The sequence below is a fragment of the Gardnerella pickettii genome, from assembly GCF_029226345.1.
Taxonomy (GTDB): domain Bacteria; phylum Actinomycetota; class Actinomycetes; order Actinomycetales; family Bifidobacteriaceae; genus Bifidobacterium; species Bifidobacterium piotii.
On sequence record NZ_JAKNCU010000001.1, the window covers coordinates 1069052 to 1084582 of the forward strand.

Genomic DNA, 15531 nt, shown 5'->3' on the forward strand with positions numbered 1-15531 from the left:
TCAGTTCTCCTTGAATGGGAAACCGAGGTGCTTAAGCAGCGACTTCGCTTCCACATCGTCCTTGGTGGTGGTCACCACGGTGATGTCCATACCACGCTGATGATCAATCGAATCAGGATCAATCTCGTGGAACATTGACTGCTCCGTAAGACCGAAGTTGTAGTTACCCTGACCGTCGAACTGGTTGCCACTAATACCACGGAAATCGCGGATACGTGGCAAAGCCAGAGTGAGCAAACGATCCAAGAATTCCCACATACGATCACCACGAAGAGTTACGTAAGCGCCAATAGCCTGGCCTTCGCGCAAATGGAACTGCGCAACAGACTTCTTAGCCTTGGTAACCTTTGGCTTCTGACCAGTGATTAAAGTGAGATCCTTAATCGCACCTTCGATAAGCTTGGAATCGCGAGCTGCAGCGCCAACGCCCATAGAGACGACGACCTTCTGCAAACGAGCCACCTGCATAGGATTAGTGTGGCCAAATTCCTTTTCCAAAGCTGGAACGATTTGATCATTGTATTGTTGCTTTAAGCGCGGAGTTGCCGGCGCTTCAACTGTAGTATCGGTCATGCCAGCTCCTTTCCGGACTTCTTAGCTACACGCACGCGCACGGTCTTTACTTTGCCGTCGCGAGCTTCTTGCTTAACAATCACGCCCACGCGGGTTGGTTGCTTGGTCTCTGGGTCAATCACCATAACGTTAGAACGGTGAATTGGAGCCTCAACAGAGACGATGCCTGCCTGCTGACCCTGCTGGGTAGCACGCACGTGCTTCTTAACAACCTGAACACCCTCGACGATCAAACGGTCTTCGGCGAGTACACGAAGTACTTTGCCTTCCTTACCGCGATCCTTGCCGCGGATAACCTTTACCTGGTCGCCGGACTTAATCTTGGCTACCATCTCAGATCACCTCCGGGGCGAGGGACACAATCTTCATGAAGCGCTTATCGCGCAATTCACGACCGACTGGTCCAAAGATACGAGTGCCCTTTGGTTCACGGCCGGAGCCGAGAATAACAGCGGCGTTCTCGTCGAACTTAATATAGGAACCATCAACACGACGATGTTCCTTGACAGTACGGACGACGACAGCCTTAACTACGTCGCCTTTCTTGACCGACCCGCCAGGAATAGCATCCTTAACGGAGGCGACGATAATGTCGCCGATGCCGGCATAGCGTCGCTTCGATCCACCGAGCACGCGGATGGCAAGTAATTCCTTAGCACCCGTGTTGTCGGCGACATGAAGCCGCGTTTCCTGCTGAATCATTGATTCTCCTTAGTCGAGCTGGTTCTCCCCGCTCACCCGTACCGCTCAAATGAACAGCACAGGTGAAGCGCGGAGCCTTGCTGAACTTGTTTACTTGGCGCGCTCGATAATCGAGTCGAGACGCCAACGCTTGGTCTTGCTCAAAGGCCGAGTTTCCATAATACTCACGAGGTCGCCAATATGCGCCTCATTGTGTTCATCATGGGCCTTGACCTTGCGGGTGGAGCGGACGACTTTACCGTAAAGTGGGTGTGTCGAACGCTGCTCCAACTCCACGGCAATCGTCTTGTCCATGGCCTCGGACACGACGTAGCCGCGACGAACCTTGCGGAAGTTGCGCTCTTGGTTCTCAGCCATGCTTACTTCTCCTTGACCTCAGTGGCGCCAGGCTCTTGGCTGATGCCGAGTTCACGCTCACGCAGGATAGTATACATCCTGGCTATGTCGTGCTTGACCGCCTTGAGGCGAGCGCTGTTTTCAAGTTGACCAGTTGCTGCCTGGAAGCGCAAGTTAAAAAGCTCTTCCTTAGACTTCTTTAAGAAGCCTTCGATTTCAGCATTAGTCTTCTCGTTTAAATTCTTGATGGTGTAGTCTGCAGTTCCGACTGGCATCAGATGTCACCGCCTTCACGCGCAATAACACGGCATTTCATTGGGAGCTTGTCGATAGCGCGGCGCAAAGCCTCGCGAGCGACGTCCTCAGAAACACCACCGATCTCGAACATTACACGACCTGGGTGAATGTTGGCAATCCAGAATTCTGGAGCACCTTTACCGGAACCCATTCGTGCACCAAGCGGGTGCTTGGTTAATGGACGATCAGGGAAAACCGTAATCCACACGCGACCACCACGCTTAATATAGCGGGTCATTGCGATACGGGCTGCCTCGATCTGACGGTTAGTGATGTACGCCGGAGCCAGCGCCTGAATACCGAAATCGCCGAAAGCGATAGCGGTTCCACCCTTAGACATGCCGCTACGGGTAGGACGGTGCTGCTTGCGATATTTAGTCCTTTTTGGGATAAGCATCTGCTCACTCCTTCGTTTCCGTTGCGGCAGGAGCTTCAGCAGCTACAGCCTCGGCTGGCTTTTCGGCCTGTGCCTCGGTAGCCTTCTGCTGATTGGCAGAGCGTGCGCCACGACGTGGACGACGATCGCCACGGCGACCTTCACGCTTACCCTGCTGAGCCTGCTGCTCTTCAAACTCACGCTCAGTCATATCGCCCTTGTAAATCCAAACCTTTACGCCAATACGGCCGTAAGTGGTCTTGGCTTCAAAGAAGCCGTAATCAATAAGGGCGCGCAAGGTCTGCAGTGGAACGCGACCTTCGCGGTAGAACTCAGAACGGCTCATTTCGGCGCCACCAAGGCGACCAGAGAGCTTAATACGGATACCCTTGGCACCTGCGCGCATTGCGTCTTGCTGTGCCTTACGCATAGCGCGACGGAATGTAACGCGGTTAGTCAACTGTTCCGCAATTCCCTGAGCAACTAATTGAGCGTCAAGTGCAGCGTTCTTTACTTCAAAGATGTTGAGCTGTACTTGCTTACCAGTGAGCTTCTCAAGCTTTGCACGAACACGCTCGGCTTCTGCGCCACGACGACCGATAATAATACCTGGACGAGCGGTGTGAATATCCACACGAACGCGGTCACGGGTACGCTCGATAACAATGCGGGACACGCCTGCACGTTCGAGGTCATGGCTCATTTCCTTGCGAATCTTGTCATCCTCAAGGACGAAGTCACGGTAACGCTCGCCGGCTTTAGTAGAATCGGAGAACCACCTAGAGCGATGATTCTCGGTAATGCCCAGGCGATAGCCGAAAGGATTGATCTTCTGACCCATCTTTAGCGATCCCCTTCCTTAAGCGAGACGATAACAGTGATATGGCTTGTGCGCTTGTTAATGCGCGCAGCGCGACCCTGTGCACGAGCGCGGAAACGCTTAAGCGTTACACCCTCATCCACATAAGTTTCCTTGATGACCAAGTTCTGCTCGCGGAATGGTTCTCCAGCTTTCTCAGCCTTAACGCGAGCATTAGCGATCGCGCTTTCAAGAACCTTGCGCACCGGCAACGATGCGTCTTGAGGAGCAAACTTCAAAATGGTAATGGCTTCGCTTGCACGCTTGCCTCGGATGAGGTCGACCATGCGGCGAGCCTTGCGCGGCGTCACACGTACGTGACGAGCGATTGCTTTAGCTTCCATGTGTCCTAACTCTCCTTTAGCGGCGTGCTTTCTTGTCGTCCTTCACATGACCCTTGAAGGTCTTGGTTGGGGCGAATTCACCGAGCTTATGACCAACCATTGCTTCGGTAACGAATACCGGCACATGCTTGCGGCCATCGTGTACGGCAAAGGTGTGTCCAATGAAATCAGGGGTGATCATCGAACGACGCGACCACGTCTTGATGACGTTATGCGTGCCCTTGTCGTTTTGTTCATCGACTTTCTTCTGTAAGTGGGCGTCGACGAAAGGGCCCTTCTTGATGCTACGAGTCATCTGTTCGACACTCCCTTACTTGCGGTTCTTACCATTCGGACGACGACGAACAATCATCTTGTTCGAAGCCTTCTTCGGACGGCGGGTACGAACCTCGCCCTTGCCCCATGGAGAAACAGGTGGTTTACCACCACGGGTACGACCACCATGAGGGTGATCAACAGGGTTCATAGATTCGCCTCGGGTGATTGGCCTGCGACCAAGCCAACGAGCACGACCTGCCTTACCAAGCTCGATGTTAGCGTGGTCGGAGTTGCCAACCTCGCCGATTGTAGCGCGGCAACGAGCGTCCACGTTACGAATTTCGCCAGATGGCATACGCAACTGAGCGTAAGCGCCATCCTTAGCTACGAGCTGAACGGCAGCACCTGCGGAGCGTGCAATCTTTGCGCCACCAAGTGGACGAAGCTCGATTGCGTGAACCACGGTACCAGTTGGGATGTTCTTAAGAGGCAAGTTGTTGCCTGGCTTAATATCAGCCTGGGCGCCAGTCTCAATAACATCTCCCTGGGAAATGCCTTCAGGAGCGATAATGTAGCGCTTCTCACCATCTGCATAATGCAACAATGCGATGCGAGCGGAACGATTAGGGTCATACTCAATATGAGCGACCTTTGCTGGCACGCCATCCTTGTCCCAACGCTTAAAATCGATGAGACGATACTGACGCTTATGTCCGCCGCCGCGATGGCGGGAAGTCATGCGACCGTAAGAGTTACGACCGCCAGTTTTGCTGAGTTTGCGTACCAACGACTTTTCAGGAGTGGAACGCGTAATCTCGGAGAAGTCCGAAACCGAAGCGTTACGACGTCCTGCAGTCGTAGGCTTATAAACGCGGATAGCCATAATATAGTATTCCTTTACTTTTCTCGGCTAGCCTTCAGTTACCAAAGATATCGATTGTCTGGCCTTGTGCCACGGTGACAATAGCGCGCTTTTGATTCACACGACGACCGAAGCCGGTGCGAGAGCGCTTGAGCTTGCCAGCGCGATTCAAGGTGTTAACATTCGTTACCTTGACTTTGAAGATTTCTTCGATAGCCTGCTTGATCTGAACCTTGTTAGCGTTTGGAGCTACGACGAACGTGTACTGGCCACGATCGGAAGCTGCATAGCTTTTTTCAGAAACAACTGGCTTTAAGATGATGTCATGTGCTGGGTTATGGACTGCGACCATTGAAATCAGGCCTCCTTAACTTCAGGCTCGGTCTTAGCTGCAACGAAGGCTTCGAAACCTTCCTTGGAGAAGACGACGTACTGAGCGGTGATGACATCGTAGGTGTTGAGCTGATCAGCGAAGATCACATGCACCGTAGGAATGTTACGAACAGACATCCACTCGTTGATGTTCTCGCGAGAGAGAACAACAGTGGTGAACTGATCTTTAGTTACTGGTGTAAGTGCTGCAACAGCTGCCTTTGTGGATGGAACATCCTTAATGCCAAAGTCCACAATTGCAATGCGACCAGCATTTGCACGATCCGAAAGAGCATAACGAAGAGCAGCTGCCTTCATCTTCTTTGGAGTACGCTGATCATACTTGCGAGGAACTGGACCGTGTACAACGCCACCATGTACCCACTGTGGAGCGCGAATGGAGCCTTGACGAGCACGACCAGTGCCCTTTTGCTTCCATGGCTTCTTACCGCCACCAGATACGTTAGCGCGATTCTTAACCGCGTGAGTACCCTGGCGAGCAGCAGCAAGCTGAGCAATAACGACCTGATGAACCAATGGGCCGTGAGCCAAAACGTCTTCGTTGGAGATGCCGAAAATCTCGGCAGGAGCTTCAACAGTGCCGTTTGCATTACCCTTGGTGTCAGTTACGTTCAGAGTTACGTTTGCCATTTAAATCAGGCTCCCTTCACTGCCGAACGGACTAGAACGATAGCACCCTTAGGTCCTGGAATAGCACCCTTGATAGCTAAAATACCGTTCTCAACATCCGAAGAAACGATTGTGAGGTTGAGCGCAGTAGAAGTCACATGACCCATGCGACCAGCCATACGCTTGCCCTTCAAAATGCGGCTTGGAGTTGCACATGCGCCCACAGAACCTGGACGACGTTCATTCTTGTGCGAGCCGTGAGTACGACGGTAAGACTTGAAGCCCCAACGCTTGATTGTGCCAGCAAAGCCTTTACCCTTTGTAGTACCCGTTACGTCAACTTCTGCACCTTCAGCAAATACTTCAGCGGTCAATTCCTGACCTGGCTTGTAATCTGCTGCATTTTCAGTGCGCACCTCAGCGAGGTGACGACGAGGAGTCACGCCAGCTTTTGCAAAGTGACCAGCCAATGGCTTGGTAACCTTGGTAGGATCAATCTGGCCATAACCGAGCTGTACGGCGCAATAACCGTCAGTTTCTTCGGTCTTAACAGCGGTAACTACGTTGGTAGCAACCTCAACCAGAGTTACGGGGACAAAAAGGCCGTTTTCATCCCAAACTTGGCTCATGCCCAGCTTACGGCCGAGCAAAGCAGTGCGATTCTTATTTTGCGACATTATTTACCCCCCTTCCTACAGCTTAATCTCGATATTTACATCCGCAGGCAGGTCAATGTGCATCAAAGAATCCACAGCCTTTGGCGTTGGATCAACGATGTCAATGAGGCGCTTATGAGTGCGCATCTCGAAATGCTCGCGAGAATCCTTATATTTGTGAGGAGAACGGATAACAACAAACACGTTCTTCTCGGTCGGCAGAGGAACCGGACCCACTACTGTGGCGCCCGCGTTCGTCACCGTCTCGACGATTTTCTTCGCCGATTGGTCGATGACCTCATGGTCATAGGACTTAAGCCTGATGCGGATTTTCTGTCCCGCCATTGCCGTCCGCCCTTTCTAGCGATTCGTTTACTGTTTACCAACCTGTATTAAAGGGCACCGGGAGAATAGACACTAAAGGCTATTCCACATCAGTGCGCAGCCTACAAAAATCAACAAAAAAACTGCGATTTCTGTTTCTGCGCTCGCTTTTTTGAATTACAATATGCGAGCCTTAAAAACAGGCAACTAAGTAATTAAACCATCAACCTTGGATTAACAAAAATCGGGCGTGTCGGCTATTTTCCAACGAAAAATGGCAGAAACTACAGCTAGTGCAGCCTCTGCCATTTGTAACTAAATATGCAATAAATTACGCAATAATCACTTAGATTCGCGCTCTAAACGCATACGATGTCCTTCTTCTTGAGAAACACCATAATACGCTGCGATCGCAATATCCTTCATATCTTCGATTTGAGGAATACGCGGATTTGCAGGAGCACACTGATCTTCGTAAGCACGCATACCAATCTGATCCAACAAAGACCAGTAGTATTCTTCATCCACACCGCACGCCTTAAACGATGCGTCCATGCCAAGAAGATTATCGCGATAATTTTCAACAGCGCGCGCCAAATTCTCAACGCCCTCTTGAGGAGTTTTACCAGGATTCACACCAAGATTCTTAGCAAGCTGCTGATAGCGCTCTGGAGCGATATAGCGATTGTACTTTGGCCAGCTTGTAGGCTCTTGTGGAATTTGACCATTGTAGCGAATCACATAAGGCAACAAAATTGCATTTGTGTGGCCATGCACAACGTGGCACAAAGCTCCGATTGTATGCGCCATTGCGTGGCACATTCCAAGGAACGCCGAGCCAAACGCCATTCCAGCCATCGTAGCTGCATTATGCATCTTCTCTTGAGCTTGAATCTTGCGCTCGGAATCGTTGGAATTCACAGAATCGTTAAGATTCTCCCAAATCAACTTTGCTGCATGCAATGCCATTGCATCAGTAAAGTCGTTAGCATAAACAGATGCAAAAGCTTCCATAGAGTGAGTCAAAGCGTCAAAACCAGAATCGCAAGCAAGTTTTCTAGGCTGCGTACGCGCCAAAACTGGATCCACAATTGCAACCGAAGGCGTAATCGCGTAATCCGTAATCGGGTACTTGTAACCAGTCTTATGGTCTGTAATAACAGCAAACGGAGTAACTTCCGATCCTGTTCCAGAAGACGTTGGCACGCAAATTAAGCAAGCCTTTTTACCAAGAGGCGGAATCTTAAACGCACGCTTTCTAATATCGAAGAACTTTTCGCGCAAATCTGCGAAGGAAATTTCTGGGTGCTCGTAAAGAAGCCACATAATTTTTGCAGCATCCATAGGAGATCCGCCGCCAACAGCAATAATCGTGTCTGGCTGGAATTCTTCGCGCATCATTTCCGCGCCGCGCTCAACAGTTTCAACGCTTGGCTCTGGCTCAACGTAATCAATAATCCTAAACGTTACGCGATTGTCTCTAGCGCGAAGCTGATCAATCACCTTGTCTATAATGCCAAGCTGTTCCATCACTTTATCGCACACAATAACAGCGCGCTCAATGCCATACATGTCTCGCAAATAGCGAACAGCATTCGGCTCAAAATACGTTTTGGCCGGAATCTTGAACCATTGCATATTGTTATTCCTTCGCGCTATGCGCTTTATATTAATAAGATTTACCGCTTGAACGTTTCCAGAAACAGAGTTTCCGCCATAAGAACCGCATCCCAATGTAAGAGAAGGCGCGATTGCGTTGTAGATGTCTCCAACGCCACCTAAAGATCCTGGGGAGTTCCAAATGATTCGGCAAGCATGCATACGGCTGCCGTATTCTCGAGCAAGCTGCTGATTATTGGTGTGAATCACAGCAGTGTGGCCAGCTCCGTGCACAAGCATTTTCTCGCACATTTCAAAGCCTTGTCCCTTGTTATCTGCGCGAAGCAAAGCGTGAACAGGAGCCAACTTTTCCATTGTTAGAGGCTCCATCTCGCCAACTTCCTTGCACTCAGCAATAAGAATCACGGCATCTTCTGGAATCTCAAATCCTGCTTGTTGCGCAATAAATTGAGGCGACTTTCCAGGAACAACAGAATTAAGCTTTGGAGTTTGGCCACTATAAGACGTGCAACCAAACATGTACTTCTCAAGCTTTGCTTTTTCTTCTTCGTTTACAAAGTAAGCTTTACGGCGCTTTAATTCGAGCTTCAAAGCATCATATACGTCTTTATGAGCAATAATCGCCTGCTCTGTTGCGCAAATCATGCCGTAATCAAAATGCTTTGAAAGCACTAAATCGTTTGCAGCGCGTTCAACGTCTACATCTGCATCAACGTATGCTGGAGCGTTTCCTGCACCCACGCCAAGTGCTGGCTTACCAGAAGAATAAGCAGCTTTAACCATTCCAGGGCCGCCTGTTGCAAGAATTGTTGCAACATCTGGGTGCTTCATTAAAGCTCCCGTAGCTTCGATTGATGGATGCTCAATCCACTGAATGCAATTTTCTGGCGCTCCTGCTTCTATTGCTGCATCGCGCACAATTCTTGCTGCTTCCGCGGAGCACTTTTGAGCAAATGGGTGGAATCCAAAAATAATTGGGCAGCGAGTTTTAAGCGCGATTAGCGACTTAAAAATGGCTGTAGACGTTGGATTTGTGACTGGTGTAACGCCAGCAACAATGCCAACTGGCTCAGCGATTTCGTCGATTCCAAGAACATCGTCTTCTCTAATAATGCCTACTGTGCGCTGGCCTGCAAGATAATGCGTAATATGTTCGCATGCAAAGATGTTTTTTGTAGCTTTATCTTCTACTAATCCTCTGCCTGTTTCATCAACAGCCATTTTTGCTAAGACTAAATGCTTGTTTAGAGCTGCAATCGATGCTTTTGCTACGATTCTGTCTACTTGAGCTTGATTTAACTTTTCAAATTCATCTAAAGCGACTTTTGCTTTTTTAGCTAACTCATCAACTTCTTGTTTTGCAACTAATGCCGCTTGCTCTTTTTCATCGAGCACATTTTCTTGCGCTGTTTCTTGCGCTTGCGCCATTTGGTCCTCCTTGATCTTTAGATTCCTTACGTACTTCTACGCTTTTTGCACATCAACATTTACATGCATAATCTTCTATGAAAGACGCATCATAATGCTGGTATGTGATACATTTCACAATTTACTTGAATTACTGTACTATTTTGGCTTTGCAGCGAGTTGCGCTATTTATGAGCGAGGTTTATCCTCTAATGTTCGTTATTTGTTCTTATTTGTAATGATTTATGTGCGATTTGCCGAAAAATTTTCTAGAATGTTAGCTTTAGATGTTACTTACAAACGATTAATAACATTTAACTTGATTCTAGATTACACACGAATAAAAAATGGCTCCCAGCATAAGCCAGGAGCCATTGAAGTTGTAATTCTTCGCAGCTTAACGCTTCGAGAACTGAGGTGCACGACGTGCCTTGTGCAAACCAGCCTTCTTGCGTTCCACAACGCGAGCGTCGCGGGTCAAGAAGCCAGCCTTCTTCAAGGAAGCACGGTTTGCATCGCGGTCAATAGCGTTCAAAGCGCGGGCAACGCCCAAGCGAATTGCGCCAGCCTGACCAGTGGTGCCGCCGCCGTCTACCAAAACGACAACGTCGAACTTACCTTCAAGCTTTAGGAGCACGATTGGGGAATTAACTTCGCGCTGCAATAAGCGAGATGGGAAGTATTCCTCAAGAGTGCGGCCATTAATAGTCCACTTACCAGAACCTGGAACCAAGCGAACGCGAGCAACGGCTTCCTTACGACGACCAGTGCCATAGCCTGGAGCGATAGCGGAAATACCAGTGCCTGCACCAGCGTTGGTTTCGGTGGTGTAGCTAGTCAGTTCTTCTTCGTTCTCAAGAACCGCGGAGTTGTTGTTATCTACCATAATCATATTCTCCTTACGATTCACTTAGCCTGCTGGCTAACCTGAGAGATCTCGAAGACCTGTGGCTTTTGTGAAATATGAGGATGCTCAGCGCCAGTGAACACACGAAGGCGATCAAGCTGAACCTTAGCAAGACGATTCTTTGGAAGCATTCCCCTAACAGCGGAAACGATGATGCGCTTTGGATTCTTCTCCAAAAGCTCAGCATAGCTATCGCGGCGAAGTCCGCCTGGACGGCCAGAGTGAGAATACAATTCCTTGCTCAACTTATTGCCAGTCAAAGCAATCTTATCTGCGTTAATAATAATAACGTGATTGCCAGAATCAGCGTGAGGAGCATAAGTTGGCTTATTCTTACCACGAAGCAAAATAGCTACCTGGGAAGCCAAGCGACCAAGCACCACATCAGTGGCGTCGATAATGTACCAGTCATGAGTTAAATCTGCTGGTTTCGGTGTGAAAGTCTTCACAATCGTACCTTTTCTCTATTGTGTTTCGAGCTTTATATCTTCTTGGTTTATAGAAGATACTCTACTCATAATCCGTGGGCTCCCTGAAAGTCCTCGATGGCGAGTGGGAAAAGCGCTTTGAAGGACCCCTTAGGGAAACACAACAATCTGCAAGTATATCGCCATATGACGACTATTTGCAAACTTCTATTTTACATACAACGCGGACTACAACACGGACTGCAACGTTATGCAAATGCGGACTACAACGCTCGCAAGTCAAAAACAAACGCTGCAGCCCGCAATTAATAATGCATCTACCTCTATTTATTCATCTCTATTTATTCATGATTTGCGCTAAAGACTTAACTCTAGGCAAGTCGAATAAATCGTCCAAAAGAACAGGATTGCAATCAGCATCTGCCAAAGGAATACGCCAATTTGGATATTCGTCGTTAGTTCCAGGCTGATTTTGCGCGCGATGCTCGCCAGTGGCGTCAACAATCGACGCAGCAAGCAACTTAGAAGGCGCAGCTTTAAGCGCTTTATACAACGCTTCTACAATCTCTTGCTCATGCTGCGACTCGTCTTCTAACGCACTTTCGCTTAAGAATCCGCCAGAAACAAGCATCTTAAGCATTGCATTATGCTCTTTAACAGCGTCTGCGCGGAACTCTTCTACAGATCCAGAAAGAAGATTCAAACGCTCACGAATATTAACGTGCTCGTAGTTTAAGTACCCTGCAGCAGGTGGCATATCGTGAGTATTTACAGATGCAAGCGTCATTTCGCGCCACTTCTTAGGCTCGCGGAACGCGCCATCTCTCTGTTCAAACCACTCAACCGTGCATCCAAGAACCTTATTCTTAGCCAAAACTTCTAGAGCTTCAGCTGGCACAACGCCAAGGTCTTCTCCAACTACAACGCCATTTGCGCGCGTGGCTTCAATCGCAAGAATGCCAAGCATAACGTTTGCATCGTAGTAAACATAAGCTCCGTCTCCTGGAGTAGATCCTTCTGGAATCCACCACAAGCGGAAAAGCCCAAGAATATGGTCGATTCGCACAGCTCCTGCAGAAGCAAACATGCCATGAACCATATCTCTGTAGGTCTTAAAGCCCGTGCGCTCAAGCTCAAACGGATTAAGCGGCGGCTGAGACCAGTTTTGACCTTGCTGATTGAAGTAATCAGGAGGCGCACCAACGCAAGCACCATTGGCGAATCGCTCTGGATTCCACCAAACTTCCGATCCTGCTGGATGCACGCCAACAGCCATATCCGACATAATTCCAATGCGCATTCCTGCTTTTTTAGCTGCCATTTGCGCATCGTGCAACTGGCCGAACGCAACCCACTCAAGCCAGCGATAAAACTCTAACGTATCTGGGAATTGCTTTGCTAAAGCGCTAATCTCATCGGAATCTTTAGTAAGATGCTTCTCCCAGCAGTCATCGCCATTAGGCGCGCCCCACTTGTCGTAGCAAAGGCACCAAGTTGCGTAGGATTCAAGCGTGTCTCCCATATCTTTCTTAAACGCTTCAAACTTTTGCGCGCGCTTATCTGACATGCCCGACTTAAAAATAATCCACAAAGCGTGCATTTTTACGCGCCACATTGCGTCGCGATCAATAATTTGCGCATCATTATTAAGCGGCTCTACTTGATTGTGCAAATCGTCAACACTTTTGCGATCTTGCTCACTAAGAAGATTATATTCTGGAATGTTTTCTGGGCGAATATACGTAACGTTTACCATAGACCTAGCAACAGGCAAATATGGCGAAGGCGTTAACGGAGCAACTGGCTCTCCAGCGTGAAGTGGATTTACAAGAACAAAGTCCGCTCCCGACTTTTCTTTAGCTTTAACAAGCAAATCCGCCAAATCTGCGTAATCGCCAACTCCCCAAGACTTAGAAGAGCGGATTGAATAAAGCTGAGCCATCCAACCCCAAATCTGCTTGCCATCTTTTTCTAGCTTTTCAATAGTATCAATGCTTTCTGGCGCACTAATAAGAGTGGCCTCTTCTACGCGGTTCTCAACACTAACACGCAAAGTGTGGTAGCCCATTGGAACGTCTGCAGGAATCTTAAGCAAAGAAGTTGCTACAAACTTGCCGTCTACTGGAATTGCAACGTCATTTTTAGAAGGCAAAATCTGCAAATCACCCTTGTATTCACTGCCATCTTCCAAAATAAGCGTTGCTGTAGGATACTCTAAAATCCCAGTATTTATACTTACTTCGCTTTCTTTACCAACTGTGTGCAAAACTGTTGGAGCAACTAGGCGAGTATGACGCTCATTAAGAATTTTTTGAGTTGCTTCTTCGATTTGCTTATTGTTTTGAGCCTCTACGCATAGTGATTGCAATACTTTTACAAGCACGCTATCTGCTATTTTATGCTCTACACCATCCGATCCAACAAATTTGGAGCGAACGCCCATTAGTTCAGCCAAATGTATTAACGGACTTGTTGGCTGCACTGTTTCTTCATTTTTAGTGTTCATATTTTCCATCGAGTCTATTTGTGGGGTTTTAATGCAAACGTATGCAATTATTATTCATTTTACTTTTATACTCAAGACTTATTTTTATATTTAAGACTTATTTAAGACTTATTTAAGACTTTTGACGCAGCAAGCGAGACATCCGAGTCCTTATCTTTAGACAAAGCAATCAAAGTTGGCTGCGACACACCAGGATTAAGAGCCACTGCTCTTCTTACCATTGCAGAGAGCACAGGAGAATCGCCACTTTCTTCGCTTGCACCAAGAGAAGCCAAGTAATCCAACGTTTTTGTGCTAACACCATTTGTTTGCGCACCTTCTAATCGCATTTTCCAAGATGTTCGCGGATTGCACAAAGCGGCATCTCTAACTTCTGCACAAGAATCTTTAGTAAGCCTTCCAACTAGCCAATTCTTAGCATTTTCGTTCTTTGCAACAGCTAAGCGAACATTACTTGATTCGTCTTGAGAAAGCTTAACCAAGATATTCGGGAATGGCATTACTGTTGCTAAGTGAATGCGATCTTCTTCTGGAGTGTTTGAATTGCCTGCTACAGCTTCCAAAAGTGCAGTCGCTCTAGAAAATCCTGCCTGATCAGACCTATCTGGCAACTCTTTTACAGCAAATTCATGCAATTCTTTAGAATCACTGGAATGCCTTAAATGCTCATACACCGCGGTTAACGGCTCATATGAATTGCTAGAATCATTAGATTCAATAGATAAATCGCGGCTTGCACCATTGCCTAAATCATCGTTTTGCTCAACGCCATTAAGCTTTTGCGTATCATTCATAAACGACTCACCAACCTTTGCTTAATCACTTATATAATCTACCAGCTTTGCAACACAAATCTTAAAACCAAGAATCAAACAAGCGTTAAACAAGAATCAAACAAGAATCACTAAAAATAAAAATCAGCAAATTCTAGTGCAAACACCGCAAAAATCTGGAATTATTACTCCCGAAAATGTATTTTTTACTGCTTCAAGGAATCTATCTGATTCTTCACGCGGCAAACTCACTGTTAATTCAATAGAAACGCCGTATTCTTCGCTTATAATTTCCGCATTATTTTTTAACAATAAATGCTTAAACATTCTTAAATGCGAGTACTCAACTTTGCAAGAAAAACAATTACACTCTACAATATCCGCTATTTTACTAGACTTTATAGCACCTGCAGCCGAAGCAGAATACGCTCTTATTAAACCACCAGAGCCAAGCAAAATCCCACCAAAATAGCGCGTAACTGTTACAACTGCGTCTACAACATTAGAAGACCTAATAACATCTAAAATTGGCTTACCTGCAGTGCCAGATGGCTCGCCGTCATCGCTCATACGCTCGCACAATCTGCCATTTTTATCTGCGTAAATCGTAGCGTACGCAACATGCCTTGCTTTGGGGTGAATCATCCTAATTGACTCTACAAACTCAAGCGCTTCTTCAGCACTAGAAACGTGGCAAGCGTCCGAAATAAATTCGGACTTCTTTTCCACAAAAGCAAAGTGCGCAGGATTCTCACATAAATCAGTTACGGTTCGCATATTTTGCATATTCTTCATATTCGATATTCGATATTCAAATCGTTTTCAATTCAAACAGTCTTAAAGCTACAAAAGATTATATGCAACCGCTAGAATCGCAAGTCACAAGTCACAAATCACAAATCACGACTTATCGTAACGCATTAAGTGATCTACAACGTCTACAAGCTCTGCAACTTTCTTATCTGTAACCTTTTTATTTCCAGCGTCTTGCGCTTCTTCTAAGGCCTTTGATATTTCTTGATGAGCAACTATAAGCGCAACTGCCCTAAGAGCTGCCGTAGATGCAGAAAGTTGCATAAGAATGTTGTTGTAGTCTTCCCCTTTTTCAACCATATTTTCAACAGCGTGAACTTGCCCACATACTCTATGCAAGCGAACCAACATCTTTTCTTTATCTATGTTGTAGTCACTCATAAAAACCTCATTTGAAAACAGTGCTTTTATATACTATTTACATAATAATTGTGCGTTGTATAGTACGCAAAACTATAAGCGCCAAAAAGCTATGTTTATAGAATAAA

The 15531-nt window shown here is 47.3% G+C and carries 21 protein-coding genes; all 21 read right to left on the bottom strand.

Annotated elements, in window-relative coordinates; genetic code table 11:
- The 21 genes from rplE to MAF46_RS04325 all read right to left on the bottom strand — a co-directional run bounded on the left by rplE (nt 1) and on the right by MAF46_RS04325 (nt 15424).
- Nucleotides 1-573, bottom strand: a complete 573-nt coding sequence (rplE, locus tag MAF46_RS04225; RefSeq protein WP_020758325.1) for a 50S ribosomal protein L5 — start codon at nt 571-573, stop codon at nt 1-3.
- Nucleotides 570-905 carry a 50S ribosomal protein L24 gene (rplX, locus tag MAF46_RS04230; protein WP_004114367.1) on the bottom strand — a complete coding sequence of 112 codons (336 nt, stop codon included), beginning with the start codon at nt 903-905 and terminating at the stop codon, nt 570-572. The genes rplE and rplX overlap by 4 nt, the downstream gene beginning before the upstream one ends.
- A gap of 1 nt (nt 906) precedes the next feature.
- Entirely contained in the window at nt 907-1275 is a 369-nt protein-coding gene (gene rplN / locus MAF46_RS04235; protein ID WP_004114366.1) for a 50S ribosomal protein L14, read from the bottom strand.
- A 90-nt stretch (nt 1276-1365) separates the two neighbouring features.
- Nucleotides 1366-1632 carry a 30S ribosomal protein S17 gene (gene rpsQ / locus MAF46_RS04240; RefSeq protein WP_004114365.1) on the bottom strand — a complete coding sequence of 89 codons (267 nt, stop codon included), beginning with the start codon at nt 1630-1632 and terminating at the stop codon, nt 1366-1368.
- Between the two features lie 2 nt (nt 1633-1634).
- The gene (gene rpmC, locus MAF46_RS04245; protein ID WP_004105502.1) at nt 1635-1886 is read right to left on the bottom strand and encodes a 50S ribosomal protein L29; all 252 of its coding nucleotides are present in this window, start codon (nt 1884-1886) and stop codon (nt 1635-1637) included.
- Nucleotides 1886-2305 carry a 50S ribosomal protein L16 gene (gene rplP / locus MAF46_RS04250; protein WP_004114362.1) on the bottom strand — a complete coding sequence of 140 codons (420 nt, stop codon included), beginning with the start codon at nt 2303-2305 and terminating at the stop codon, nt 1886-1888. The genes rpmC and rplP overlap by 1 nt, the downstream gene beginning before the upstream one ends.
- Before the next feature lie 4 nt (nt 2306-2309).
- Complete coding sequence (gene rpsC / locus MAF46_RS04255; RefSeq protein WP_004131698.1) at nt 2310-3125, bottom strand: 30S ribosomal protein S3; 816 nt, start codon at nt 3123-3125, stop codon at nt 2310-2312.
- Between the two features lie 2 nt (nt 3126-3127).
- Nucleotides 3128-3487: a 50S ribosomal protein L22 gene (gene rplV, locus MAF46_RS04260; protein ID WP_004131697.1), complete on the bottom strand. Its 360-nt coding sequence runs from the start codon at nt 3485-3487 to the stop codon at nt 3128-3130.
- 16 nt (nt 3488-3503) lie between these two features.
- Nucleotides 3504-3782 carry a 30S ribosomal protein S19 gene (rpsS, locus tag MAF46_RS04265; RefSeq protein WP_004114357.1) on the bottom strand — a complete coding sequence of 93 codons (279 nt, stop codon included), beginning with the start codon at nt 3780-3782 and terminating at the stop codon, nt 3504-3506.
- A gap of 15 nt (nt 3783-3797) precedes the next feature.
- Nucleotides 3798-4628, bottom strand: coding sequence for a 50S ribosomal protein L2 (rplB, locus tag MAF46_RS04270; RefSeq protein ID WP_004114355.1), 831 nt, complete (start codon nt 4626-4628; stop codon nt 3798-3800).
- 34 nt (nt 4629-4662) lie between these two features.
- Nucleotides 4663-4959, bottom strand: coding sequence for a 50S ribosomal protein L23 (rplW, locus tag MAF46_RS04275; protein ID WP_004114354.1), 297 nt, complete (start codon nt 4957-4959; stop codon nt 4663-4665).
- Nucleotides 4960-4964: 5 nt separating this feature from the next.
- Nucleotides 4965-5630, bottom strand: a complete 666-nt coding sequence (gene rplD / locus MAF46_RS04280) for a 50S ribosomal protein L4 (protein ID WP_004133440.1) — start codon at nt 5628-5630, stop codon at nt 4965-4967.
- A gap of 5 nt (nt 5631-5635) precedes the next feature.
- Nucleotides 5636-6286 carry a 50S ribosomal protein L3 gene (gene rplC / locus MAF46_RS04285; RefSeq protein ID WP_004116043.1) on the bottom strand — a complete coding sequence of 217 codons (651 nt, stop codon included), beginning with the start codon at nt 6284-6286 and terminating at the stop codon, nt 5636-5638.
- 15 nt (nt 6287-6301) lie between these two features.
- Entirely contained in the window at nt 6302-6610 is a 309-nt protein-coding gene (gene rpsJ, locus MAF46_RS04290) for a 30S ribosomal protein S10 (RefSeq protein ID WP_003808013.1), read from the bottom strand.
- Between the two features lie 321 nt (nt 6611-6931).
- Nucleotides 6932-9637 (bottom strand): bifunctional acetaldehyde-CoA/alcohol dehydrogenase, encoded by a 2706-nt coding sequence (gene adhE, locus MAF46_RS04295; RefSeq protein WP_060785861.1) that lies wholly within the window; start codon nt 9635-9637, stop codon nt 6932-6934.
- 376 nt (nt 9638-10013) lie between these two features.
- Nucleotides 10014-10502 (bottom strand): 30S ribosomal protein S9, encoded by a 489-nt coding sequence (rpsI, locus tag MAF46_RS04300; RefSeq protein ID WP_060785898.1) that lies wholly within the window; start codon nt 10500-10502, stop codon nt 10014-10016.
- Between the two features lie 20 nt (nt 10503-10522).
- Nucleotides 10523-10972: a 50S ribosomal protein L13 gene (rplM, locus tag MAF46_RS04305; protein ID WP_004131693.1), complete on the bottom strand. Its 450-nt coding sequence runs from the start codon at nt 10970-10972 to the stop codon at nt 10523-10525.
- Between the two features lie 316 nt (nt 10973-11288).
- Nucleotides 11289-13457 carry a 4-alpha-glucanotransferase gene (malQ, locus tag MAF46_RS04310; RefSeq protein ID WP_060785860.1) on the bottom strand — a complete coding sequence of 723 codons (2169 nt, stop codon included), beginning with the start codon at nt 13455-13457 and terminating at the stop codon, nt 11289-11291.
- A gap of 101 nt (nt 13458-13558) precedes the next feature.
- Entirely contained in the window at nt 13559-14251 is a 693-nt protein-coding gene (locus MAF46_RS04315; protein WP_020757323.1) for a hypothetical protein, read from the bottom strand.
- 123 nt (nt 14252-14374) lie between these two features.
- Entirely contained in the window at nt 14375-15016 is a 642-nt protein-coding gene (locus tag MAF46_RS04320) for an IMPACT family protein (RefSeq protein ID WP_081090832.1), read from the bottom strand.
- 114 nt (nt 15017-15130) lie between these two features.
- Nucleotides 15131-15424: a metal-sensitive transcriptional regulator gene (locus MAF46_RS04325; RefSeq protein ID WP_004131689.1), complete on the bottom strand. Its 294-nt coding sequence runs from the start codon at nt 15422-15424 to the stop codon at nt 15131-15133.
- Nucleotides 15425-15531: the final 107 nt, after the last annotated feature.